This is a genomic window from Actinomadura oligospora ATCC 43269 (assembly GCF_000518265.1).
Taxonomy (GTDB): Bacteria; Actinomycetota; Actinomycetes; order Streptosporangiales; family Streptosporangiaceae; genus Spirillospora; species Spirillospora oligospora.
Genome location: NZ_JADG01000004.1, coordinates 793,467 through 817,400, shown reverse-complemented (window position 1 = coordinate 817,400; position 23,934 = coordinate 793,467). Strand labels below are relative to the sequence as shown.

Annotated in this window: 17 protein-coding genes; 11 read left to right on the top strand and 6 right to left on the bottom strand. The window is 72.3% G+C overall.

The window, feature by feature from the left end; genetic code table 11:
• Positions 1–23 precede the first annotated feature (23 nt).
• From P696_RS0108270 to P696_RS0108260, 3 genes are all read left to right on the top strand, one after another.
• Positions 24–1,241: an ROK family transcriptional regulator gene (locus P696_RS0108270; protein ID WP_026411972.1), complete on the top strand. Its 1,218-nt coding sequence runs from the start codon at positions 24–26 to the stop codon at positions 1,239–1,241.
• 429 nt (positions 1,242–1,670) lie between these two features.
• Positions 1,671–4,136, top strand: a complete 2,466-nt coding sequence (gene secA2 / locus P696_RS0108265; RefSeq protein ID WP_064743930.1) for an accessory Sec system translocase SecA2 — start codon at positions 1,671–1,673, stop codon at positions 4,134–4,136.
• A 254-nt stretch (positions 4,137–4,390) separates the two neighbouring features.
• Entirely contained in the window at positions 4,391–5,083 is a 693-nt protein-coding gene (locus P696_RS0108260) for a hypothetical protein (protein WP_157429559.1), read from the top strand.
• Positions 5,084–5,429: 346 nt separating this feature from the next.
• Here the strand turns inward: P696_RS0108260 and P696_RS0108255 are convergent, their stop codons facing one another.
• Complete coding sequence (locus P696_RS0108255; RefSeq protein ID WP_051467040.1) at positions 5,430–10,430, bottom strand: ATP-dependent helicase; 5,001 nt, start codon at positions 10,428–10,430, stop codon at positions 5,430–5,432.
• A gap of 59 nt (positions 10,431–10,489) precedes the next feature.
• Here P696_RS0108255 and P696_RS59220 point away from each other — a divergent pair, with 59 nt between their 5' ends.
• Positions 10,490–11,239, top strand: a complete 750-nt coding sequence (locus P696_RS59220; protein ID WP_084336972.1) for a prolyl oligopeptidase family serine peptidase — start codon at positions 10,490–10,492, stop codon at positions 11,237–11,239.
• Between the two features lie 83 nt (positions 11,240–11,322).
• A complete protein-coding gene (locus tag P696_RS0108245; protein WP_026411967.1) occupies positions 11,323–11,517 on the top strand; it encodes a DUF3046 domain-containing protein in 195 nt (64 codons plus the stop codon).
• Between the two features lie 95 nt (positions 11,518–11,612).
• On the opposite strand, the gene P696_RS0108240 is transcribed toward P696_RS0108245, so the two are convergent.
• From P696_RS0108240 to P696_RS0108225, 4 genes are all read right to left on the bottom strand, one after another.
• Positions 11,613–12,080 carry a DUF350 domain-containing protein gene (locus P696_RS0108240; RefSeq protein WP_026411966.1) on the bottom strand — a complete coding sequence of 156 codons (468 nt, stop codon included), beginning with the start codon at positions 12,078–12,080 and terminating at the stop codon, positions 11,613–11,615.
• A gap of 15 nt (positions 12,081–12,095) precedes the next feature.
• Entirely contained in the window at positions 12,096–13,253 is a 1,158-nt protein-coding gene (locus P696_RS0108235; RefSeq protein ID WP_026411965.1) for a glutathionylspermidine synthase family protein, read from the bottom strand.
• Position 13,254: 1 nt separating this feature from the next.
• Complete coding sequence (locus P696_RS0108230) at positions 13,255–13,593, bottom strand: hypothetical protein (protein ID WP_245627559.1); 339 nt, start codon at positions 13,591–13,593, stop codon at positions 13,255–13,257.
• 117 nt (positions 13,594–13,710) lie between these two features.
• Entirely contained in the window at positions 13,711–14,571 is an 861-nt protein-coding gene (locus tag P696_RS0108225) for an ATP-grasp domain-containing protein (protein WP_026411963.1), read from the bottom strand.
• Positions 14,572–14,817: 246 nt separating this feature from the next.
• Here P696_RS0108225 and recA point away from each other — a divergent pair, with 246 nt between their 5' ends.
• The gene (gene recA / locus P696_RS0108220; RefSeq protein ID WP_026411962.1) at positions 14,818–15,954 is read left to right on the top strand and encodes a recombinase RecA; all 1,137 of its coding nucleotides are present in this window, start codon (positions 14,818–14,820) and stop codon (positions 15,952–15,954) included.
• Positions 15,955–16,093: 139 nt separating this feature from the next.
• Complete coding sequence (gene recX / locus P696_RS59025) at positions 16,094–17,665, top strand: recombination regulator RecX (RefSeq protein ID WP_211245656.1); 1,572 nt, start codon at positions 16,094–16,096, stop codon at positions 17,663–17,665.
• 672 nt (positions 17,666–18,337) lie between these two features.
• On the opposite strand, the gene P696_RS0108205 is transcribed toward recX, so the two are convergent.
• Entirely contained in the window at positions 18,338–19,246 is a 909-nt protein-coding gene (locus P696_RS0108205) for an LLM class flavin-dependent oxidoreductase (RefSeq protein ID WP_026411959.1), read from the bottom strand.
• A 90-nt stretch (positions 19,247–19,336) separates the two neighbouring features.
• Here P696_RS0108205 and P696_RS0108200 point away from each other — a divergent pair, with 90 nt between their 5' ends.
• The 4 genes from P696_RS0108200 to P696_RS44075 all read left to right on the top strand — a co-directional run bounded on the left by P696_RS0108200 (position 19,337) and on the right by P696_RS44075 (position 23,875).
• Positions 19,337–19,792 (top strand): MarR family winged helix-turn-helix transcriptional regulator, encoded by a 456-nt coding sequence (locus P696_RS0108200; RefSeq protein ID WP_034483450.1) that lies wholly within the window; start codon positions 19,337–19,339, stop codon positions 19,790–19,792.
• Positions 19,793–19,801: 9 nt separating this feature from the next.
• The gene (locus tag P696_RS0108195) at positions 19,802–20,008 is read left to right on the top strand and encodes a hypothetical protein (RefSeq protein WP_026411957.1); all 207 of its coding nucleotides are present in this window, start codon (positions 19,802–19,804) and stop codon (positions 20,006–20,008) included.
• 1,010 nt (positions 20,009–21,018) lie between these two features.
• Positions 21,019–22,680 carry a ribonuclease Y gene (gene rny, locus P696_RS0108190; protein WP_026411956.1) on the top strand — a complete coding sequence of 554 codons (1,662 nt, stop codon included), beginning with the start codon at positions 21,019–21,021 and terminating at the stop codon, positions 22,678–22,680.
• 226 nt (positions 22,681–22,906) lie between these two features.
• Positions 22,907–23,875: a trypsin-like peptidase domain-containing protein gene (locus P696_RS44075; protein WP_157429558.1), complete on the top strand. Its 969-nt coding sequence runs from the start codon at positions 22,907–22,909 to the stop codon at positions 23,873–23,875.
• Positions 23,876–23,934 lie beyond the last annotated feature (59 nt).

Here is a 23,934-nt window from a genome sequence, read left to right as displayed (position 1 = left end):
GACTTCGAGGGGACGACACGAGCATGGAGAGCCGCCCCGGGACGCCGCGCCTGCTGCGCGAGCTGAACGACCGGGCCGCCCTGGACCTGCTGGTCGCGCGCGGTCCGCTGACCCGCGCCCAGATCGGCGCGCACACCGGGTTGTCCAAGGTCACCGCCTCCCAGCTGCTGGCCCGGCTGGAGGAGCGTGGGCTCGTCGAGGTCGTGGGGGAGCAGGCGGGCGGACGCGGGCCGAACGCCGCCCTCTACTCGGTCGTGCCCGGGGCCGCCTACGTCGCGGGACTGTCGGTCGGTCCGGAGGGGGTCACTGCGGGCGTCGCCGACATCACCGGGAGTGTCGCCGCCCAGGTTACCGTCGACCCGAACAACGGGGGCGATCCGGTCAAGTCCGTCCACAACGCCGTGGTGAAGGCCGCCCGCTCGGCCCGGGTCGCGCTGAGGAAGCTGACCGTCCTCGTCATCGGGACGCCGGGCGTCGTCGACCCCGAGACCGGCGACGTCCAGTTCGCCTTCGACCTGCCGCACTGGCACGAGGGCGTCCTGTCGGCCCTGCGCCACGACCTGCGCCGTCCGGTCGTCATCGAGAACGACGTGAACCTCGCCGCCCTCGCCGAGCGCGCCTACGGCGGCGCCCGCGACCACGAGGACTTCGCCCTCATGTGGCTCGACCGCGGCATCGGCCTGTCGGTCATGCTCGGCGGACGCCTGATCCGCGGCCGGTTCGGCGGCGCGGGCGAGATCGGCTACCTGCCCGTCCCCGGCGCGCCGCTGCCCCTCGGCACCGCCCGGCGCGCCCCCATGGACGGCGAGGAGGGCGTCACCGAGTCGACGTCCTGGGGCATCCCGGCCCTCGCCGGCGGCTACGGCTCACTGGTCGGCGCGGACGCCGTCCGAGCCCTGGCCCACCGGCACGGCATCACCGAGCCCACCGCCGTCGAGTGCGTCCGCGTGGCCGCCGCCGACGAGGCCCGCGGCGGCGACTTCCTGGACGAGCTGGCCGTCCGCATCTCCTACGGCGTGACCTCGGTCAACATCGTCCTCGACCCCGGCCTGGTGGTGCTCTCGGGCGAACTCGGACGCGCCGGCGGGCGTCCCCTGGCCGAACGCATCGAGCGCGCCGTCGGCCGCCTGAGCCCGACCCGTCCCGCCGTGACCGTCACCGAGATCGACGGCAACCCCGTCCTGCGGGGCGCCCTCCACGCCGCCCTGGAGAAGGCCCGCGACGAGGTCTTCTCCACCTGAGCCTCCGCCGTTCTCCCCGCCTGAGCGGGCAAAAGGCAGGCGCCGCCGCGGAGGGGTGCGGCGGCGCCTGCGTGGGAGGAGGGCTCCTATTTGCTCGCGGGCTGTGGTTCGGGCACCTCGTGCCGGCGCGGATCGCGCAGGGCACGGTCGATGATGACCTGGTTGATGACCTGCCGCCTGCGCCGTTGCGCCGCGGCATACCGTGCCGTCGGTGTCATGCTGACCCCCGTTCCGCGGCGACCCCGCATCCCCAGAGTCACCGCAACCCCATGTACGGCAATGCTGTCACCTGAACGGCCGAAGGGGATCCACCCACGGTATGAAACGCCGGTCAGACCTTCAGCGGAGGACCAGGGTGGATCATGATGGTGGGGAACGGTCCCGAGGACGGGACCGATGGAGCCACGTGACCGACTTCGGGGGGATGCCATGGCGCTGCGGGACCGGTTGAGAAGGCTGGTGCAGAAGCCCGGCAGCGCCGACCTCGCACCGCTGCGCGACGTGGTCGGGGAGGCCGGGGAGCGCGAGCCGCGCGTGCGCGCGCTGAGCGACGCCGAGCTGACCGCCGCCGCGAACGCCCTCCGCCTTCCCGCTGCCACCGGACGCCGCCCGGACGGAGACTCCAAGCCGGACGCGCCTGCCAAGCCGGACGCGCCTGCCAAGCCGGACGCGCCTGCCAAGCCGGACGCGCCTGCCAAGAAGGGCGCTGCGGACGTCGACCTCGCGGAGGTGTGCGCGCTGGGCCGGGAGGCCGCGCGGCGGACGCTGGGGGAGCGTCCGTACGACGTGCAGCTGGTCGGGACGCTGGCGCTGCTGCGCGGCCAGGTCGCCGAGATGGCCACGGGCGAGGGCAAGACGCTGGCCGGGGCGATCGCCGCCGCCGGATACGCGCTGCGTGGACGGCGCGTCCACGTGATGTCGGTGAACGACTACCTCGCCCGCCGCGACGCCGAGTGGATGGGCCCGCTGTACGACCTGCTCGGCGTGTCCGTGGGGTGGGTCGGGCAGACGTCCACGCCGGACGAGCGCCGCGCCGCCTACGCCGCCGACGTCACCTACGCGCCGGTCAGCGAGATCGGCTTCGACCTGCTGCGCGACCGGCTGGCGACCTCGGTGGACGACCGGGTGCTGCCCGAGCCCGAGGTCGCGCTGATCGACGAGGCCGACTCGGTGCTGGTGGACGAGGCCATGGTGCCGCTCGTCCTCGCGGGGGCCGTCGACACCGCCGGGGCCGACCCGTCCTACGCCGACCTGGTGCGGCGGCTGCGTCCCGGACGCGACTACGGCACCGACGTCGAGGCCCGCAACGTCCAGCTGACCTCCGCGGGCGCGCGCGAGGTCGAGCGGTCGCTCGGCGGCATCGACCTGTACGCGGCCGACAACCTGGCCGTCCTCACCGCCGTGAACGTCGCCCTGCACGCCGAGGTCCTGCTCCAGCGCGATGTCGACTACATCGTCCGGGACGGCGCGGTGAAGCTGATCAGCGAGTCGCGCGGCCGGGTCGCGCTGCTCCAGCGCTGGCCGGACGGCCTGCAGGCGGCCGTCGAGGCCAAGGAGGCCCTGGACGCCTCGCCGAGCGGCGAGATCCTCGACTCGGTCACCGTCCAGGAACTCATCGGCCGGTACCCGGTGCGGTGCGGCATGACCGGCACCGCCATGGCCGTCGCCGGGCAGCTGCGCGAGTTCTACGACCTGGACGTCACGGTCGTCCCGCCGAACAAGCCGTGCGTCCGCGACGACCGTCCCGACCGGCTGTACGCCACGTCCGCCGACAAGGAGGTCGCGGTCGTCGAGGAGATCGCCGCCGCGCACGGCGACGGGCGGCCCGTCCTGGTCGGCACCGGCGACGTCGCCGAGTCCGAGCGGCTGGCGCGCCGCCTGGTCCGCGCCGGGTTCGAGCCCGTGGTGCTGAACGCCAAGAACGACGCCGAGGAGGCCGCGATCATCGCGCGGGCGGGCGCGCCGGGCGCGATCACGGTGTCCACCCAGATCGCCGGGCGCGGCACCGACATCCGGCTCGGCGGCCCCCCGGCCGAGAAGACCCCCGGCACCGCCCCGCTGGACGACCCCGCCGCCGGGACCCACGACGAGGTCGTCGAGGCGGGCGGCCTGCTGGTCATCGGCACCGGCCGCTACCACAGCAGCCGCCTGGACGACCAGCTCCGCGGACGCTCCGGACGCCAGGGCGACCCGGGCGCGTCGGTGTTCTTCACCAGCCTCCAGGACGACCTGGTCACCCGGTACGCCCCCGACGAGGAGTACAAGGGCGCGTCCGGCGACGACGGCCTGATCGACGCGAAGCCCGCGCACTGGATCGTCGGCCACGCCCAGCGCGTCGCCGAGGGCGTCGACCTGGAACTCCACCGCAACACCTGGCGCTACAACCATCTCATCGGCCTCCAGCGCGCCGAGATGCTCGCCGAACGCGACGCCGTCCTGCGGGGTGACGCCGCCGACCGGCTCATGGCTGAGAAGACGCCCGCGAGGCACGCCGAACTGGTCGAGGTCGCCGGGGCCGACGACGTCGCCCGGGCCGCCCGGCAGCTCCTCCTGTTCCACCTGGACCGCCGCTGGTCGGACCACCTCGCCTTCCTCACCGACGTCCGCGAGGGCATCCACCTGCGCTCCCTCGCCCGCGGCCTCGACCCGCTCATCGAGTTCAACAGCGAGGCCGTCCCCGCGGGCAGGCGCCTCCTCCCGGACGCCCGCGCCGCCGCCGTCGCCGCCTTCGAGAACCTCAAGACCTCCGAGGACGGCACCCTGGACCTGGCCGGCGCGGGCCTCCAGCGCCCCTCCGCCACCTGGACCTACCTCGTCCACGACAACCCCTTCGGTTCCCTGGACGAACGCACCCTCCGCGGCGTCATCTCCCTCTTCAAGGGACGGCGTGTCTGATGGAGCCCCTGGCTGTGTTGAACTGAGCCTCCGGGCCGCGTCCTCGCCTGGCGGCTCGGACGCGGCCCGGTGACTCGTGCGAGTGCGGCATCGCTTCGCGACCAACCGTGCGGGCCTGGGTTGTCGCGCGGACGGTGTGCGGGACATGTGAGTTCCCCCTGACGTGGCCGGATCCGGCCTTGATCTTTTGAGGCCGGGAGCCGGATCCCGTTCGTCGCACGGTCATGCTAAATAAATTCGGACCCGTCGCCCGGGTGACGGCTCGCGTGCTGGCCTGGACGGTCTCGTCCCTGCTGCTCCTCGCGGGGGTGGCCGCCGGGGTCGTCGCCGCGATCCAGGCGGACACGGACGGCTACTTCTCCACCGGCCGACACCGGTTCACCACCTCCGCCGTGGCGCTCAAGACGGACGAGATCGACGTCGGCTCGTCGTCCGCACACGCCGCCGACCCGAACCCGGACATCGGTGAGGTGGCGCGCGTGCGCATCAAGGTCGATCCCGTCGACCCCAACGTCCCGGTCTTCGTGGGCATCGGACCCAAGGACGAGGTCGAGTCGTTCCTCCGCGGCTCCGCCTACGACGACTTCGTCTCGGCCGACCTGAAGCCCTTCCAGGCACACTTCCGTCACGTCCCCGGCGCTTCGCACGTCCCGGACCCCACCCGCCGCACCTTCTGGGTCGCCTCGTCCTCTGGCGTGGGCCCACGCACCCTGACCTGGAACAAGACCCACGGTGCGTGGTCCGTCGCCGTCCTGCGCCTGGACGGAGCGCCGAACGTGGACGTCCGCGCCTCGATCGGCCTGCGCTTCGCCTTCCTCGCCCCGACCGCCGCCGCCTGCCTCGCAGCAGGCCTCCTCTGGCCTACCTGGCGCACAATCCGCCACCTGACCCCCCACCACAAAGCACCCCAGCCGCATGAGCCCCACCGCCCCGCGTCTGAGGCGTAGCCCGCCGGGCCGAACGTCGCGGAAAGACGCGGGTGGTGCGGGGCGCGTGTGCCGGTTCCGTCCACCTGGCTGGATACCGCGAGAGGAGTGGCACGCCTGAGCTGCGATGAGCCCGGCTCGCAGCCTGATCGGACGTCGTCGAGTCAGCGCGGGCCGCGTAAGGCGTGGTCCGTCGGGCCGCTGCCTGGTCGGACTTCGCAGAGAGGTGCAGGTCATGCGTGGTGCGGTGTGCCGGTGCCGTCACCACGTTGGACGTCGCGGAGGTGCGGGGTGGGTGTGGCGGGGCGCGCTTGGCGCGCACCTGGCCGGACATGGTCGGGCGTCGTGGGCAGGCGTGGGTGTGTGGTCAGGTGCGGAGGCGGAGGCCTCTTGGGGTCGGGTGGAAGCCCGCGGCCTCGAGTGCGGCGGCGAGGGGGGAGTCGTTGATGGACTCGCCGTCGGCGCGTTCGACGGTCAGCTTGCCGAGCGCGCCCTCCCGGACGGCCAGGGCGAGCGCGTCCACGGCCGGTTGCAGGACGTTCGGGTCGTCGTCCCAGGTCAGGAGCGTCTTGCCGCCGCGCTCGACGTACAGGACGAGGCGGCCCCCGATCAGGACGACCAGCGCGCCCGCCTTCCTGCCGGGCTTGTGCCCGCTCGCCACCTCGTCCGGACGGTCGGGCCAGGGGAGCGCCGCTCCGTAGACGTTCGCCGGGTCCGTCGCCGCGAGGACGAGCGCACGCTCGCCCGTGTCGTGCCCGCGCGAGGCCGCCATCGGCGCGACCGAGCCGCCCAGCGAAGCGGGTCGCCCATGCCGCGTGCCCGAAAGACCGCTCCGGCCGGCCGCTTCGCGGTATGCGGGAGAATCGCCCGGCTCGTCCCACCTGTCAGGAGAACCCTCTCGTGCGGACGCTTCCCGATGCTCGTGCGACGTGTCGTCGGCGGACGGCTCCCAGCGCTCGCTCGACGGGCTGTCCGCGGGTGACTTCCAGCGTTCGAAGGACGTGTCAGTCCCGGGTGAATCCCATCGCGCGGCGGAAGTGTCCTCACCAGGGGACTCCCAGAGGGACGCGGGAGGCTCGGGGGCGGGCGGCGGGGAAGGGCGAAGAGCGCGCAGGCGGTCGACGGCGCCGGGCAGGGCGAACTGGGCGGCGCCCAGGCCCTCCACGAAGTAGCCGCGGCGGCAGCGGCCGGACTCCTCGAACGCGCGCAACACGGGGTAGACGGCCGAGAAGCCGCCCGGCGTGCGTTCGGCGGCGACCGCGCCGCGGATGACGATGCCGTAGCGGTCGAGCAGGGATTCGGCGAGGGCGTGGGAACGCAGGGTGGGTGCGGTCTCGCGCTCCGGAAGCGGCCACCAGCGCCCGGCGACGGTGGGCGGGCCCGTGCGGGACGGCAGGACCGGGCGGCCCCGGCGGGTCGCGCGGGCGCGGTGCGTGGGACGGCCCGAACCGAGCGTGGCGCGCAGCGGGGCGAGGGTGTCGTTGGTGAGCAGGCCCGCCCAGACCAGGTCCCAGAGGGCGGTGACCAGGTCGGGGTCGTTGACGCTGAGCTGCTGGTTCACCCGGTCGGACAGCATGCGGAAGAACAGCGCGCCACCGCCGTCCAGCAGGTCGAGCACCGCCTGGTGGACGGGCGTGACGGTGATCTCGGCGGGCTCGGGCATGAGCAGCGGCGCGGTGTCGGCGAGGTAGAGCGAGACCCAGCCGTCCCCGCCCGGAAGGCTTCCCTGACCTGCCCAGACGATCTCGCCGGAGGACGTCAGCTCGTCCAGCATCGCGGGCGAGTAACCGGGCACGCGGGACGGGAGGATCAGCGACTCCAGCGCCGAAGCGGGGACGGCCGACCCCTGGAGCTGCTCGATCGCCTGCACCAGCGCGTCGACCCCGCGCAGGCGCGAGCCGCCCGTGATGCCGTGCCAGGCAGGCAGGAAACGGCCGAGCGCCTCGGGCGGGGACGGCTCGACCTCGGCGCGCAGGCGCGCGAGGGACCGGCGGCGCAGCGTCCGCAACACGCCGCTGTCGCACCACTCGGACGTCAGCGGCCCGGACACGGCCTCGACCGGCAGGAACTCGCCCTCGACCACGCGTCCGTCGGCGGCGAGCCTGCGCAGGGCCTCGGTCGCCACGGCCGCGCCGAGCCCGAACCGCTCCGCCACGGCGTCGGCGCGGAACGGCCCGTGCGTGCGCGCGTACCGGGACACCAGGTCGCCGAGCGGATCGTCCACCGGTTCGAGGAACGCCTCGGGAACGCCCACGGGAAGCGGCACGCCCAGTGCGTCACGGAGACGGCCCGCGTCCTCGATCGCGGCCCACCGCTCCTCTCCCGCGACGCGGACGCGGATGACCCGCCGCTCCTCCTCGAGCCGGGTGGCGTACGGCGCGGCGTCGTGCGGGCCCGTGAGGCGCAGCCCGATCTCCGGCGTCGTGAGCGGCCCGAGCGTGCGCAGCAGGTCGGCGACGCCCTCCAGGTCATGCGCACGGCGTTCCGGCGCGAGCCGCTGGAGTTCGCGTTCGGTGTCGGCGACGACCTCGGGATCGAGCAGTTCGCGCAGGTCGGCCTGGCCGAGCAGCTCCGACAGCAGCGCCGTGTCGAGCGCGAGCGCCTGGGCGCGACGCTCCGCCAGCGGCGAATCGCCCTCGTACATGAACGCGCCCACATAGTGGAACAGCAGGGAGCGCGCGTAGGGGGACGGTTCGTTCGTCTCGACCTCGACCATGCGGATCTTGCGTCCGGACAGGTCGCGCATGAGCTGGACGAGCCCCGGGACGTCGAAGACGTCCTGGAGGCACTCGCGCATCGTCTCGAGGACGATCGGGAACGACGGGTACTTGCTGGCCACGCTCAGCAGTTGCGCGGCCCGCTGCCGCTGCTGCCACAGCGGCATGCGCTTGTCGGGACGGCGTCGCGGCAGCAGCAGGGACCGGGCGGCGCACTCGCGGAAACGCGCCGCGAACAGCGCCGAACCGCCGAGTTCGTCGACGACGATGCGCTCGATCTCGTCGGCGTCGAAGGCGCACAGATCCATGCTCGGCGGATCGTCCATGTCCGGAATGCGGATGACGATGCCGTCGTCGGCGTGCATGGCCTGCGCGTCCACGCCGTAGCGTTCGCGTAGCCGCCCCGCTATGGCGAGTGCCCAGGGTGCGTGGACGCGGGCGCCCAGCGGGGAGTGGACGACCATGCGCCAGTCGCCCAGCTCGTCGCGGAACCGCTCGACCACGACCGTCCGGTCGTCCGGGACGTGCCGGGTCGCCTCACGCTGTTCGCCCAGGTAGGACACCAGATTCTCGCTGGCCCACCGATCCAGGCCGGCGTCGTTCACGCGCGCACGGGCCCGCTGCTCCGGCAGTGCCGCCAGCTCGCGGGTGAACGCGCCCAGCGCCTTGCCCAGCTCGGCCGGGCGGCCCGGCGAGTCGCCGTGCCAGAACGGCAGCTTGCCCGGCTGCCCGGGCGCGGGGGAGACGAGCACGCGGTCGGGCGTGATGTCCTCGATGCGCCAGGAGCTCGCGCCCAGGACGAACACGTCGCCGACCCGGGACTCGTAGACCATCTCCTCGTCCAGCTCGCCCACACGGGACGCCTTCTCGCCCACGAGGAACACGCCGAACAGGCCACGGTCCGGGATGGTGCCGCCGCTGGTCACGGCCAGCCGCTGGGCGCCCGGACGCTCGCGCAGGACGCCGGTCACCCGGTCCCACACCAGGCGGGGACGCAGCTCGCCGAACTCGTCGCTCGGGTAGCGCCCGGCGAGCATGTCGAGCGTCGCCTCCAGCGCCGACCGGGGGAGCGTGCCGTAGGGCGCGGCCCGCTTGACCAGGGAATCCAGGTCGTCCACGGTCCACTCGTCCATGGCGACCATGGCCACGATCTGCTGCGCGAGCACGTCGAGGGGGTTGCGCGGGTAGCGCAGCTCCTCGATCTCACCGCCGCGCATCCGCTCGGCCACCACGGCCGTCTGCACGAGGTCGCCGCGGTACTTGGGGAAGATCACGCCCTTGGACACCGCGCCGACCTGGTGCCCCGCGCGCCCGACGCGCTGCAGGCCGCTGGCCACCGACGGCGGCGACTCCACCTGGACGACCAGGTCGACCGCGCCCATGTCGATGCCCAGCTCCAGGCTGGACGTGGCGACCACGGCGGGCAGCCGGCCCTCCTTCAGCGCGTTCTCGATGCCGGCCCGCTCCTCCTTGGACACCGACCCGTGGTGCGCCCGCGCGATCTCGGCCGGGACGCCCTTGGCCGCCCCGGCCTGCGCCATCATCTGCGCGGGCGTCCCCCCACCGGCCCGCGCGAACCCGCTCTCCTCACGCGTGGGCGCGGGCCCGGCGGGCTGACCGAGGTTGAGGGCGCGTTCGATGTCGTCCGGACTGATCCGGCGGAGCCCGTCACCCTCGCCCTGTTCCGCCTGCTCCTCCGCGCGCATGGCGCGTTCGAAGGCGAGTTCGTTGAGACGGCCGCAGAGGCGTTCGGCGAGCCGCCGGGAGTTGGCGAAGACCAGTGTGGAGCGGTGCGCCTCGATGAGGTCGAGCAGCCGGTCCTCGACGTGGGGCCAGATGCTGCGCTGGCGCGGGTCGGTGTCGCCGGAACCGTCCACGAACTGGGCGATCTCTCCCAGATCCTCCACCGGGACGACCACGTCGAGGTCGAAGACCTTCTCCGACGGCGGCTGCACGACGGCCGCCGGCCGGGCGCCGCCCAGGAACGCCGCGACCTCGGCCGCCGGACGGACCGTCGCCGACAGCCCGATCCGCTGCGCGGGCCGTTCGAGCAGCGCGTCGAGCCGTTCGAGGGAGAGGGCCAGGTGCGCGCCGCGCTTGGTGCCCGCCACCGCGTGCACCTCGTCGACGATGACGGTCTCGACACCGCGCAGCGCCTCGCGCGCCTGCGAGGTGAGCAGCAGGAACAGCGACTCGGGCGTGGTGATGAGGATGTCCGGGGGCTTGGTGGCCAGGCGCCGCCGCTCGTCCGCGGGGGTGTCGCCGGACCGGATGCCGACCCGCACGTCCGGCTCGGGGAGGCCGAGGCGCCGCGCTGCCTGGCGGATGCCCGTCAGGGGCGCGCGCAGGTTGCGCTCGACGTCGACGGCCAGTGCCTTCAGCGGCGACACGTACAGCACCCGGCAGCGGTGCTTCGGGTCGTCCGGGAGGGGGGCGGAGGCCAGCCGGTCGAGGGACCACAGGAACGCCGCGAGGGTCTTGCCGGAGCCCGTGGGCGCGACCACGAGCGTCGGGTCGCCCGCCGCGATGGACCGCCACGCGCCCGCCTGCGCGGCGGTGGGCGCGGCGAACGCCCCGGCGAACCACGCGCGGGTCGCCGGGGAGAAGCGTTCGAGCACGTCAGCGGTGCTGTCGTGCGGCAGTCCGGTCATGCGTCCCATCCTGCCTCGCGGGTCCGACAAAACCGTGCGAGGGTGGTCCGCGTCACGTTGTGAGCAATCGATTGCTCGGGGACCCTGGAGGGCAGGCGCGACCCCGGGAGCCCCGATGCCGTACGTCCTGCTCGCGGTGGCTGGACGGCCGCCGCCGGTGGCCTCGGCGGCCTGCCGGGCTGGTTCGGGGCGGCGCAGGGCCTGGCCGGGATCGTCGGCACGGCCGCCACCATCGCGGCGTCGCGCAGGACGATTGTCACGTTGCGCGACAGCGGACTTCCCGTGGAACTGGACCCGCGGCGCGCGCCGAGGAGTACGGGGCCGATCCGGACTTCCTGTGCGTGACGGGAGGTTCGGCAGGCGGACACCTGGCGGCGATGGTCGCGCTCACGGCGAACGTCCCCGAATTCCAGCCGGGCTTCGAGAGCGTTGACACCGCCGTCCAGGCGGCCGTGCCCTTCAACGGCGTATACGACTTCGTGGAACCCGGGCCCTGGCCGGTTCCCTTCGGGAAGACCGCCCTGCTACAGGAACGGGTGCTGAAACGGCCGTTCGCCAAGGACCGTGAGGCTTTCGCCAAGGCGTCCCCGGTGACCTACCTCCGCGCGGACGCGCCCCCGCTCCTGGTCATTCACGGCAGCCACGACTCGCTGATCCCCGTCCTGGAGGCCCGCCGCTTCGTGGACAGGCTGCGGGACGCTTCGGACGCGCCCGTCCTGTACGCCGAGATGCAAGGCGGGCAACATGCCTTCGACGTGTTCCGTCCTACAGGACGGCCCGTGTGGTCGAAGGCGTCGAACGGTTCCTGACCAGCCTGCACAGGCAACACGTCCAGGAAAGGCCCCCGGACGTCCCGGACGAGGCGGACGAGTCCGTCGGATAGCGTGTCGGCGTGCGTCTCACAGTGTTCTGGCAGCGGATGACCGAGCAGTTCGGGGAGGGCTACGCCGAGAGCGTCGCCAAGGACTACGTCCTGGCCGAGCTCGGCGGGCGCACGATCGACCAGGCTCTGGCTGACGGCGAACCGGTCAAAAGGGTCTGGCAGGCGGTCGTCGCCACCTTCGACGTCCCCTCGACCCTCCGCTAGAAGCTTCTCGCGCCTCCCGTCAGGCGCCCCTCGTGCGCCCACGACAACGGGAGTGCCTCCAAGGAGGCACTCCCGTCGGGATGATCAGCACGCGGTCAGTACACGGCGACGGCGGTCACGAACCCGATCATCAGGTTCGCCACGGCCAGCAGGATCGCGGCGGGCTCGAGCTTGTCCTCCGGGCCGTCCGCGAGCTCCCGGACGTTGATCCCGACGAGCCGGTTGAAGGCCATCGTCGCGGCGGTCTGCGCGATGATCCCGACCAGGCCGAACACCAGCGTCCGGGTCAGGCCCTCGAGCAGGTCGCCGCCCGCCGCGAAGATCGACACGGCCACGATCAGGCCGACGCCGACCGTGGAGGCGCAGGCCAGCAGCGTGGCGTTGGGGTTGCGGTCCCGGCGGATCACGTGGATCAGGCGTCCGGGCGTCGCCAGGTCGGTCATGTAGAAGCCGGCGACGAACAGCACGAGGCCCACGGCCGCGTACGCGAGCAGGGCTCCGGAGCCGTGCAGCAGGACATGGCCGAGGCTGTCGTCGCCGGAGGCGGCGGCGAGCGGGGTCATGGTTCTCCTTGGGGGTTACAGCTGGATGCGGTGCGGGACGAACGAAGACGTGTCGTCGGTGATGAGACCCGAGGTCTCGCGGATGCCGAGCCCGGCGGACTCGTCCTCCACGACCCACGCGCCGAGGACGGGGTGCTCCCCGTCGAAGTCGGGCAGCGGGCAGAACTCCTGGAACACGAAACCCTCGCGCCCGTACTCGCCCTCGGTGCTGACCTCAGGGCCGTCCGGGGTGACGATGCGCATGCTCGCGCCCTCGCGTCCGAGCAATGGCTTCTGCACGTAGGACGTGAGGTTTCCAGGGGTGTTCAGGTACGTGGGCAGCAGGTTCGGGTGGCCGGGGAACAGTTCCCAGAGCAGCACCAGGAGCGCCTTGTTGGAGAGGATCATCTTCCAGATCGGCTCGATCCACCGCGTGGGCGCGTGAGCGAGGTTCCGGCCGAACGGCTCGGCGACGATCCACTCCCAGGGGTAGAGCTTGCAGGCCGTGGTGATCTCGCGTTCGCTCATGTCCACGAACCGCGCGCGCACGGTGTCCCAGCCGATGTCCTCCATGGCGATCGCCTCGCCCGGCAGGCCCGCCTCCTCGGCGGTCTCCTGCATGTAGGCGATCGTCATGACCTCCTCACCGGTCTCGTCCTCGTTCGTCCACGCGAAGTGCGCGCGCCCGCCCGGGACGGTCCCCGCGATCTCCTTCCAGCGCGCCACCAGCCGCTCGTGGATCGAGTTCCACTGGTCGTCGTCCGGGTAGACGTCCCGCAGCCAGTACCACTGGACGATCGAGCTCTCCACCAGGGAGGTCGGGGTGTCGGCGTTGTACTCCAGCAGCTTGGCCGGGCCCTTGCCGTCGTAGCTCAGGTCGAACCGCCCGTACAGGTGCGGGTCGCGGCGCCGCCAGGACGCCTCGATGAGGGGCGCCACCCAGTCGGGGATGCCCAGCACGTTGTAACGGCCCGTGGTGACCACGTGCTCCACCGCCTGGAGGCACATGCGGTGCAGCTCCTCGACGGTCTCCTCCAGGGCCAGCACCTCGTCCATCTCGAAGACGTAGTGCACGGACTCGTCCCAGTAGGGCCGCTTCAGGTATTCGGGATGCGCCGTCCGGTGGTACGCCAGACCCTGCGCCTCGACGCGCGCGGCCCAGTCCGGCCGCGGGTCGCTGTACTCGCGCCGCATGTCAGCCGCCGCTCCGGCCGTGGCCACCGAAACCGCCCCGGATCAGCGAATGGCCGCTGTTGGACTTGATCCTGTGGCTGTTCGGGGCGGAGTAGCTGCCGCCTCGCACGTACCCGCTACCGTCGCGCCTGCCGCCGTAGTACCAGAAGTACCGGCCATAGCCGACGGTTCCGTTCTCGATCTCGCGCGTATCGCAGTAGGCGTCCGGGACGACCTTGTAACCGCCCTTGGTCTTGCCCGTGGGCGGGGCCATCCGGTCGACGCACCAGGCCGTCGTGGACTTGGTGCCGCAGGCTGAGGTGACAGCGATGGAGAGCACGCCCACCATGCCGATCTTCACGGCGCGCGAGCTGAGACGGCGTGCAGGTTCCTGAGGGGGCAACGGGGACACGTCCTTACCGGGCGACGTTATGGTCGTATCTGAGACGAAACCGTATCGAATACGGTTTCCTCACCGTCAATCAGGAACCGGCAGGTGAGCGTACAGATCCATCGGATCGACCGTCGCCGGAAGATCGCTCACCTGTCCGTCGCCGACCTCCACCACGCGCCAGGCGCCGTCCGCGCGGCGCGCGAGGTCGGTGGTGATGAACCTGCAGCCCAGCGCCCGGACGGCCGGGGCGACTCCGGAAAGGTCCGGTTCGGGCTCGGTTTCGGGGGTGTCGGGATGCGGGCCCACGAGCGCCGGCTCCCCGTCCACCCACCACACGCGCGCCTCGCCGTCCCCGTCGAGCTGCTCGTACTCGCGCACGACCAAGCCCCCTGCCAGGTACTCCTCCTGCAGGGCGATCATCTTGGCCGCGACGGAGCGCAGGCGCGCGAGGTCATGGACGTCGGGGACGAAACACGCCTCGTCCCACTCGTGCTTGCGGGACTTGACGTAGTCCTTCACGACGCCGGGCCCGCCACGCAGGGGACGTACCAACTCGGCCAGATCGCCGGGGTCGTCACCTGGGGAGAGTTCCTGCCACACGCTGTTCGGGGTCAGCCCCGCGAACGTGTCGTGCCAGCCCGGCAGCTCGTGCGCGCGCCTGTAGTCGTCCGGGTGGGTGAGCAGGATCGTGCCGCGTTGTTTCAGCGCGGCGGCCAGGGTGGTGTACTCGGCGCCGGTGAGCATCCAGCCGCGGTACCAGGTGGGCCCGAGATCGCGTGGGACGCCGCGGACGGCCGTGTCGGCGTCGCCGCGCCGCAGTGCGTCGTGGTCGATGAGGCCGATCTCGCCGTAGTGGTCGCGCACGGCCGCGGCCTCGCGGGTGAAGTGGGGGTCAACGCGCCGGGGGTGGAGCGGATCGACGCAGAAGAGGACGGTCAGCGTCATGATGGGAACCCTCCGAGGCCGCCAGCGTACGGTGTCGAGGGCGTTCGGCGCACGGATAATCCGGGGCGAATCGGGACGCCCGTCCATGATCGAACGGATGTTCGGTAGGCTGTGCCCGGCGAGCGACGTTATCCACAGTTCCGGTGAGGGCTCGAAAACTGTCGGAGGCACCTCGTAACGTCGCCCTCGACATCGAGAAGCCGAGAGCCGGCAGACCCGGCGACCGAAACCAGACAAGGGGCAGACATGGCAGCGAACGACCGGGAGAAGGCTCTCGAGACCGCGCTCGCCCAGATCGAGCGACAGTTCGGCAAGGGCTCGATCATGCGGATGGGCGACGAGGCGCGCGCGCCCGTCGAGGTCATCCCGACCGGGGCGATCTCGCTCGACATCGCGCTCGGCATCGGCGGCCTGCCGCGCGGCCGCGTCGTCGAGGTCTACGGCCCCGAGGGCTCGGGCAAGACGACCGTCGCGCTGCACGCGGTGGCCAGCGTCCAGAGGAACGGCGGCATCGCCGCGTTCGTGGACGCCGAGCACGCGCTCGACCCCGAGTACGCGGCCAAGCTCGGCGTCGACATCGACGCCCTGCTGGTGTCCCAGCCCGACACGGGCGAGCAGGCGCTCGAGATCACCGACATGCTGGTCCGCTCCGGCGCGGTCGACATCGTGGTCGTCGACTCGGTCGCCGCGCTCGTCCCGCGCGCCGAGATCGAGGGTGAGATGGGCGACAGCCACGTGGGCCTCCAGGCCCGGCTGATGTCGCAGGCGCTCCGCAAGATCACCGGTGCGCTGAACCAGACCCGCACCACCGCGATCTTCATCAACCAGCTGCGCGAGAAGATCGGCGTCATGTTCGGCTCGCCGGAGACCACCACCGGTGGCCGCGCGCTGAAGTTCTACTCCTCGGTCCGGCTCGACGTGCGCCGCATCGAGACCCTGAAGGACGGCACCGAGGCCGTCGGCAGCCGCGTCCGGGTCAAGGTCGTCAAGAACAAGATGGCCCCGCCCTTCCGGGTCGCCGACTTCGACCTGCTCTTCGGCCAGGGCATCTCCCGCGAGGGCGGCCTGATCGACCTCGGCGTCGAGCACGGCTTCGTCCGCAAGTCCGGCGCCTGGTACACCTACGAGGGCGACCAGCTCGGGCAGGGCAAGGAGAACGCCCGCAACTACCTCAAGAACAACCCCGACACGGCCAACGAGATCGAGAAGAAGATCAAGGAGAAGCTCGGCGTCGGCCCGCGCGTCGACAAGGAGGCCGCCGAGACCACGGCCAAGTCCGCCGAGGCCCCGGCCAAGGCCGCCGCGTCGGCCAAGCCCGCGACCGCGGCGGCCGCCGCCCCGGCCGCGCGCAAGTCGGCCAAGGCCAAGGCCGGAGATTCCTGACGGCGAATCCGTCGAATCGGGTGACTCCTGACGAAGACTGAGCGATGATCTCGTATGCAGGGCGGCGGCGCCTCCACCGTCACCGGCTCACCGGTGCGCGGTCCTTCCCCATCGGCGCCGCCGTCCCCGGGTGCCTCGCATGACCACCCCACCCTCGGACGGCACCCCGCCCTGGCCCACGTCGTCGGCCACCCCCTGGACGGTTACCGACCCCACCGGCACGGACGCCGACGCCGCCGACGAGCCGAACACGGCGGCCGACGACCCAGAACCGGAAACCGGGGGAGCGGCCCCCCTCCCGTGGAACGTCCCCACACCCCAGGTGGACCCCAGCACGCTGCCCTGGAATCAGCCGAGCGCACCGGCGAAGCCCCCGTGGGCGGGCTCGTCCACCAACCCATGGAGTGAGACCGCCGACTCCACGTCCCCGGCCAAGCCCTCCACGCCATCTGCCGCATCGCACCAGACCCGCAGCTGGGACGAGCCCGTTCCGAAGGCTCCGACCAGAGCCCCGTCCTGGTCGGACACCTCCCCTACCGCGAGGGCCGAGGCATCCCAGACGACGGAATCGGAAGGCCCAGACCAGCCAGAATCCAGCTCGCCCACCGATCCCGACCCGAAGGCCTCGGCGACCGAGAACGAGCCGGACGGTTCATCCCCCAAGGGCCGCCCCCCGTCGTCCAATACGCCAAGCGCCTCTCTAGATGACCCGCCCGGCCAGAACACTCCAGCGGAGAGCACCCCCACCACGGATGCGCCCGTCGAGGACGGCTCTGTCCATCGTCCCCTCACGCAGGACGCCGCTCGGGACGCGCTCGCGCGGGACATCTCCTCAAGGAGCACGTCCGCGCAGGAGAAGAAGGCCGCGCCACAGATCACACGGGGCCGAGACGGTTCCACGGACGGCACGTCCGAAACGGGGAGTTCCGCCGACACGGGGGCATCGCCGAGCGGACGGCGCGGTCGAGGTCGGCGCGACTCGGGAAAGCGGAGAGTTGAGAAGCCGTTCGGCGGCTCCGGGACGTCCTGGGGTGAAAAGGACGTGTCGGAGGGGCGTCGTCGGGGCGGTAAGGCGTCACGGCGGCGATCCCGGGGCGATGATGGGCCAGGTCAAGAGCCAGGTGGCGAAAGCTCCGAAGGCTGGAGCGGGGAATCCGAAGCGAGGCCGCGAGATGACGACGGCGGCACCCGAGAGCAGAGCGCCGGAGATCCGGAGGCGAAGGCCCGCGAGATCTGCCTGAGGCTGCTGACGGGGTCGCCGCGCACCCGCGCCCAGCTGGCGGACGCGTTGCGGCGCAAGGACATTCCTGACGAGGTCGCGGAGCAGGTGCTCGGGCGGTTCACCGACGTGGGCCTGATCGATGACGAGGCGTTCGCGCAGATGTGGGTCCAGTCGCGGCATGCCGGACGGGGCCTGGGGCGGCGGGCGCTGGCGGCCGAGCTACGGCGGCGCGGCGTCGACAACGAGATCGTCAGCGAGGCCGTGGAGGCGCTGGACTCCGAGCAGGAGGAACGCCGCGCCTACGAGCTCGTCATGCGCAAACTCTCCGCGACACGCGGCGTCGAGCGCACCAAGCGCGTCCGCCGCCTCGTAGGGATGCTCGCCCGCAAGGGCTACCCGCCCGGCATGGCCTACCGCGTGGTGAAGGAAGCCCTCGACACCGAAGGCGACAACACCGAAGACCTCCCCGACCACTGGGACCTCGACTAACCCCGCCCCACCCACCCGTCCGGCCCGCGCCGCGCTGCTGCCCGGTGCCGCTCCGTCACCCCGCACTGCCGCGCCCCGCCCCTCCACCCGCGCTGCCATCCCACCACCGCCCCGCCGTGCCGCCCCGCGCCGCCCGCGCCGTGCCGCCCCGCGCCGTGCCGCGCCGTGCCGTGCCGCCCCGCGCCGTGCCGCCCCGCCCCGCCCCGCCCCGTGCCGCGCCGTGCCGCGCCGTGCCGTGCCGTGCCGTGCCGTGCCGTGCCGCCCCGCGCCGTGCCGCCCCGCCCCGCCCCGCCCCGTGCCGCGCCGTGCCGCGCCGTGCCGTGCCGTGCCGTGCCGTGCCGCGCCGCGCCGTGCCGCGCCGTGCCGCGCCGCCCCGCGCCGTGCCGTGCCGTGCTGCGCCGCCCACGCTGTGCTGCGCCGTGCCGCATTGCGCTGCAGTGCCGAAGTGCGCTGCCGCGTCTTCACCAGGGTGCACTGCTCTGGCGGCCGTGCGGCGTTGTTGAGTCGCGCTGTCACGCTGGTGTGCCATTTCGCCGCGCCGCTGGCAGGCGGCGCTGCAAGCCGATCTCGCGGTGCTGGCCGGGGTGCTTTCGGTTCTGGCTGCGGGAAGCGGCTTTGGGGTGGTGGCTTTCGGGTGACGCTGGGGGAGCGTGTGCTGTTGGGGGCGTGTGGTCAGAGGGTGTTCAGGGTGGGGGTGATGATCTCCTCGGTGAGGAGCCGGGCGGCGTGCTCGGGGTAGGGGGTGCGTAGGCCGAGGACGATGTGGGTGACGCCGATGCTCACCAGGTCGCGGACGGTGGCCCGGGCGGTGGGGAGGTCGTCGTGGGAGACGAGGATCTGGGTCGAGCGGGTGATCTCGGCGGGGTCGCGGCCGATGGCCGCGCAGTGGGCGTCGAGGACGCGGGCGCGTTCGGCGAGGTAGGAGACCGGGTTGTGGGGTGGGCCCGGGACGTTCCAGATGTCGGCGTGGGCGGCGACGAGGCCGAGGACGCGGTCGCCCCAGCCGCCGATCAGGAGGGGCGGCCCGGACGGGCGGACGGGGCGCGGGTTGTTGCGGGTGCCGCGCAGGACGGTGTGCGGGCCGTCGAAGTCGAAGACGTCCTCGGTCCACATGCGGGTGAGGATGTCGATGGTCTCGGCGAGCCGGGAGACGCCCTCGCCGGGGCTGACCAGCGGCATGCCGTAGGCGGCGTGCTCGGCGAGCGCGGGGTTGGGGCCAGGGATGCCGCCCGCGCCCGCGGGCTGGTGGGTGCCGCCGACGCCGAGGCCCATGACGAGCCGTCCGCCCGAGATGACGTCCACGGTCGTGGCGATCTTGCCGAGGACGGCCGGGCGGCGCATCCGGTTGTTGGTGACGAGCATGCCGAGACCGACGCGCTCGGTGCGGGCGGCGAGGGCGGCGAGCAGCGTCCAGCCCTCGAAGGCGGCGGCGTCCTGCGGGCCCACGAGGGGGAGCAGGTGGTCCCAGAGCCAGCAGTCGTCGATCTCGGGGATCTCGTCGGCCTCCTCCCAGACCCGCAGGATGTCGTCGTAGCCGACTCGGGCCGGACTGGTCTTGAGGCCGAACCTGATCTCGCTCATGGGTCGCTCCGAATCTCGGTGACGGACGAGGCGTCAGAGTAGCTGATCATCAGTGGTCCTGACGATTTCGGGGACGGTAGATTCTCGGGCATGGCGGAACCGGGATCGCTGGCGGGCGCGGACATCCTCACCGATCGCCTGGGCTACCTGCTGAAACACGTCCAGGCGCGGCTGACCGAGGAGTCCGCCCGCGCGCTGGAGCCGTTCGGGATCACCGGACGGGAGCTTGCCGTCCTCGCCGTCCTGGGGGAGAGCCGGCCGATCTCGCAGCTCGAGGGCGCGGGCAGGCTGGGCGTCGACCGGACCACCATGGTCGGGCTCGTCGACCGGCTCGAACGCCGCGGCCTCGTCGAGCGCCGCCGCAGCGAGCAGGACCGCCGCAAGAACGTCGTGGCGCTGACCGGGGACGGCGAGGACGTGCTCCGCCGCGCGGAGGACGCGCGCCGGAGCATGGAGGACGCCTTCCTGGCCCCGCTCGGAGACGCCGACCGCGAGCGTTTCGTCCGTTCCCTCCGCCTCCTCCTGGACGGCGGAGATTCGCGCTAGTTTGAGGCGATGGGTGATGAGACGCCGGAGCTGAAGATCTACTCCAAGCGGACGCGGACGGCCGACGGCCGGACCTACTACGACAACGTCGAGGCCGAGTCCCTCGAGGACGCCTACCGCAGGTACGGCTCGAGCGCGTTCGAGGGCGCCGAGATCGACATCGTCATCGCCGACGCCTGGGACATCGACATGGGCGAGCGCGGCCTCAGCCACTGACCGTCCGGCGCGCGGGGGGCCGCCTCAGGGCCCGGTGGGACGACACGCCGGGGCGTTGCCGGAGGGCTTGACCACCGGTCAGCGTCGCGGCAGGTGAGCGGGGTGGACGGCGGCGAAACACCTCCGATGACTGTCCGGAATGCCCTGGCTTTGCTTGCTCATCACCTGGATGCCGCTTACCGTTACGGCAGTGAGGAGTTACTCCGCGCACCAGCGGATTGCCATACGACTGAGCGTGTTCTAGCAGGCGAGAGGCGAGAGGCGGGAGGGGCAGCGACCGGAACCGGTCCGGAGCGGATCGGCCGGCCCGGTGCCGTCACGACGGCGGCCGGGCGATGTCGTGTACCCGACGGTTCGCTCGGGTGCGGGTAGGTCCTCGCGAGGCAGGGCTCCAGAACCCCGTCAGGGGCCCGCGGGCGAGGAAGGATCGGCCTCGTGACTCCACCCGCCAGTGGTCACGCCGAACACCTGTCCGCCCACCCCCGCGGCTGGACGCCCCCGCACCGGACGGCCACCCGTCCGCCCGGCCGGCGAGCGCCCTGTCCCGTCAGCCGGCAGGCGCCGCGTCTCCCCAGTCGGCAGGCGCCGCCTCACCCCACCGGCCGGACGCCCTCTCGCCCGGACGACCGGGCCACTCCTTGTCACCGGGACCGCACGGACGACCGTCCGGCCCCGTCTCCCCTCGCGCACCCCGACGCCACCCGCGCCAGGACGGCCCAGGCCGTCCCGCCCGACGCGGGTCCGCGCCGGGGTGCCGGTATTTCACGAACAGATAGCGGTGATCACCATGCGTGCCGTGAGTTTGTCGATAGTCATGCGTTCGCCACGCGTCCCCGATCGGGGACAAGGGCCTGCGCGAGGACGTGGACGCGGCCGTCCAGCGGACGCGGGCGGCGGAGTCACCGGGCTGAGGGGAGCCGGTAACGCGGGACGCGGGGTGCGGCGATGAGCACCGGACGACACACCGCCGCCCCGACGGTCCGTCCGGCCTCCCCTAAGAGGAGGCGCTGATGGGCGGGACGGCACTGACCGTTGCGGCGCTCCTGGTGGCCCTGATCGCGGTGGTGGCCCTGGTCGTCCTCGTGGTCATGGTGGTGCGGCGGCCCGGCGTCCCGCCCGGCCCGGACCCGGAGGAGGCCGAGCGCGCCCGGGACGGCGCGGAGGAGATCCGCCGGACGGCCCGCGAGGAGGCCGACGAGATCCGCCGGACGGCCCGCGAGGGCGCGGAGGAGATCCGCCGGACGGCCCGGGACGAGGCGCGCGGCATCGTCGCGAAGGCCGAGTCGCAGGCCGAGAGGCAGACGACGTCGGCGCGCGCCGAGCTCGAGGACGAGGCCAGGGAGCTGCGCGAGGACCTGCGGACCTTCCGCGAGGACCTGGAGCGCCGCGAGGCCCGGCTCGCCGAGCGCGAGCAGCGGCTCGACGGCGAGGTGCGGCGCCTGGAGGAGTGGTCCGCCCGCCTGAACGAGACCAAGAAGTCCCTGGAGGCCCGCAGGCAGGAGCTCTCGAAGCTGGACGACGAGCGCCGGGCGGTCCTGGAGCGGACCGCCGGGCTCACCGCCGAGCAGGCCAAGTCCGAGCTGGTCGCCGCGATCGAGAACCAGGCCAAGCGGGAGGCCGTGCCGCTCACCCGCGAGATCGAGAACGCGGCCCGGGCGGAGGGCGACAAGCGCGCCCGCAAGATCGTCACGCTGGCCATCCAGCGGGTCGCCAGCGAGCAGACCGCCGAGTCGGTGGTCAGCGTCCTGCACCTGCCCGGGGACGAGATGAAGGGCCGGATCATCGGCCGCGAGGGCCGCAACATCCGCGCCTTCGAGTCCACCACCGGCGTCAACCTGATCATCGACGACACGCCCGAGGCGGTGCTGCTGAGCTGCTTCGACCCGGTCCGCCGCGAGGTGGCGCGGCTGACGCTGGAGAAGCTGGTGCTGGACGGCCGCATCCACCCGTCCCGCATCGAGGAGGTCTACGAGCGCAGCCGGTCCGACGTCGAGCAGCTGTGCGTGCGGTCCGGCGAGGACGCGCTGGTCGAGCTCGGCATCACCGAGATGCACCCGGAGCTGATCGCGCTGCTCGGGCAACTGCGGTACCGGACGTCCTACGGGCAGAACGTGCTGAAGCACCTGGTGGAGTCGGCGCACCTCGCCGGGATCATGGCGCACGAGCTGCGGCTCCCGGCGGACGTGGTGAAGCGCGGGACGCTGCTGCACGACATCGGCAAGGCGCTCACGCACGAGGTGGAGGGCAGCCACGCGCTGATCGGCGCGGAGATCGCCCGCCGCTACGGCGAGCACGAGGACGTCGTCCACGCCATCGAGGCGCACCACAACGAGGTCGAGGTGCGGACGGTCGAGGCCGTCATCACCCAGGCGGCGGACGCGATCAGCGGCGGCCGTCCGGGAGCGCGCCGCGAGTCGCTGGAGGCCTACGTCAAGCGGCTGGAGCGCCTCGAGGAGATCGCCCGGGAGAAGCACGAGGGCGTGGACAAGGTGTTCGCCATGCAGGCGGGCCGCGAGATCCGCGTGATGGTGCGTCCGGACTCGGTGGACGACATCCAGGCGCAGGTGATCGCGCGCGACATCGCCAAGCAGGTCGAGGACGAGCTGACCTACCCGGGCCAGATCCGGGTGACGGTCGTCCGCGAGTCCAGGGCCACCGAGTTCGCCCGCTGACCACCCACGACCGGGCGGGCGGCACGACCGCGCGGCGGGGCCCGGTCCGGACGTCCGAGAACGTCCGGACCGGGGCCCCGTGCCACGCCCGGCACGGCGCTCGGCCATGCTGGAAGGGTTTCGGTCATCCGGACCGACCGTGAAGGCTGCGACGGCCGGTCGGATTTCCTGGCCAGACTGATCATTCTCGTTGTGGCGTGACGGAAGAGTCGGTAGTTTCGGGCGAATGCGAAAGGGTCGGATGCGGGTCACCTATGCGGTCGTGGCGGTCACCGGGGTCGCGGCGGTCGCCACCGGCGGGGTGCTGGTCAGCCAGGGCCACGCCAGGACGCACACGGTGGTGGACACCTCCACGAGCCAGCAGATCAGCTCGGCGGAGGCGCAGGACGCCGAGAAGTACTGGACTCCGCAGCGGCTCGCCTCGGCGACGCCGGTCGGCGGCCCGAAGGCGGCGGCCCCCACGTCGGGGCCCTCGGCGAGCCCCCCGGCGTCCCCCCAGATGGGCGAGCGGAGCGTGACGGCGCAGAGCGTCCCGAAGTCCGTCGCGTTCGGCGGGATCCCGACGCTCGGCGCGGTGTTCTTCAACAACGGCAGCGGCAACCACTACTGCACGGCCAGCGTCGTCCACAGCTACTCCAAGAGCCTGCTGCTGACGGCGGCGCACTGCATTCACGGCGGACGCGGCGGAGGCTACGCGCACAACGTGGCGTTCGTGCCGAAGTTCGACAACGGCAAGCGTCCCTACGGGGTCTGGTCGGCCAAGATGCTGCTGGTGGACAGGCGCTGGGCGTCCAAGAGCGACCCCGACCTCGACTACGGCTTCATCGCGGTCAACACGCGCGGCGGCCGGAAGATCGAGCAGGTGGTGGGCTACAACAAGCTCGCCATCAACCAGGGCTCGGGCAAGTGGGTGAACGTCGCCGGCTACCCGAGCCGGAGCAACCGTCCGATCTTCTGCAAGACCAAGACGGTCAAGGCGTTCAAGTACCAGCTCCGCATGGACTGCAGCGGCTTCTACGGCGGCACCAGCGGCAGCCCGTGGCTGCTTTGGTACAACACCAGGTCGCACACCGGTTACATCAACGGTGTCATCGGCGGATATCAGGAGGGCGGCAGCGTCTCCTGGCGTTCCTACTCGCCGTACTTCGACGGGGACGTCTACAACCTGCGGAAGTCCGCCGACAGCCGCGCCTGAGTTTCGGCTCCCGAGCCGGAATCTCCTGACCGGAAACTCCGACAAGAAACGAGAACTGC

What these genes read in the sequence shown, in the direction of transcription:
- P696_RS0108270 (WP_026411972.1), top strand. Translation starts at nt 24, where the DNA reads ATGGAGAGCCGCCCCGGGACGCCGCGCCTGCTGCGCGAGCTGAACGAC.
- secA2 (WP_064743930.1), top strand. Translation starts at nt 1,671, where the DNA reads ATGGCGCTGCGGGACCGGTTGAGAAGGCTGGTGCAGAAGCCCGGCAGC.
- P696_RS0108255 (WP_051467040.1), bottom strand. Translation starts at nt 10,430, where the DNA reads ATGACCGGACTGCCGCACGACAGCACCGCTGACGTGCTCGAACGCTTC.
- P696_RS0108240 (WP_026411966.1), bottom strand. Translation starts at nt 12,080, where the DNA reads ATGACCCCGCTCGCCGCCGCCTCCGGCGACGACAGCCTCGGCCATGTC.
- P696_RS0108235 (WP_026411965.1), bottom strand. Translation starts at nt 13,253, where the DNA reads ATGCGGCGCGAGTACAGCGACCCGCGGCCGGACTGGGCCGCGCGCGTC.
- P696_RS0108225 (WP_026411963.1), bottom strand. Translation starts at nt 14,571, where the DNA reads ATGACGCTGACCGTCCTCTTCTGCGTCGATCCGCTCCACCCCCGGCGC.
- recA (WP_026411962.1), top strand. Translation starts at nt 14,818, where the DNA reads ATGGCAGCGAACGACCGGGAGAAGGCTCTCGAGACCGCGCTCGCCCAG.
- recX (WP_211245656.1), top strand. Translation starts at nt 16,094, where the DNA reads ATGACCACCCCACCCTCGGACGGCACCCCGCCCTGGCCCACGTCGTCG.
- P696_RS0108205 (WP_026411959.1), bottom strand. Translation starts at nt 19,246, where the DNA reads ATGAGCGAGATCAGGTTCGGCCTCAAGACCAGTCCGGCCCGAGTCGGC.
- P696_RS0108200 (WP_034483450.1), top strand. Translation starts at nt 19,337, where the DNA reads ATGGCGGAACCGGGATCGCTGGCGGGCGCGGACATCCTCACCGATCGC.
- P696_RS0108195 (WP_026411957.1), top strand. Translation starts at nt 19,802, where the DNA reads ATGGGTGATGAGACGCCGGAGCTGAAGATCTACTCCAAGCGGACGCGG.
- rny (WP_026411956.1), top strand. Translation starts at nt 21,019, where the DNA reads ATGGGCGGGACGGCACTGACCGTTGCGGCGCTCCTGGTGGCCCTGATC.
- P696_RS44075 (WP_157429558.1), top strand. Translation starts at nt 22,907, where the DNA reads ATGCGAAAGGGTCGGATGCGGGTCACCTATGCGGTCGTGGCGGTCACC.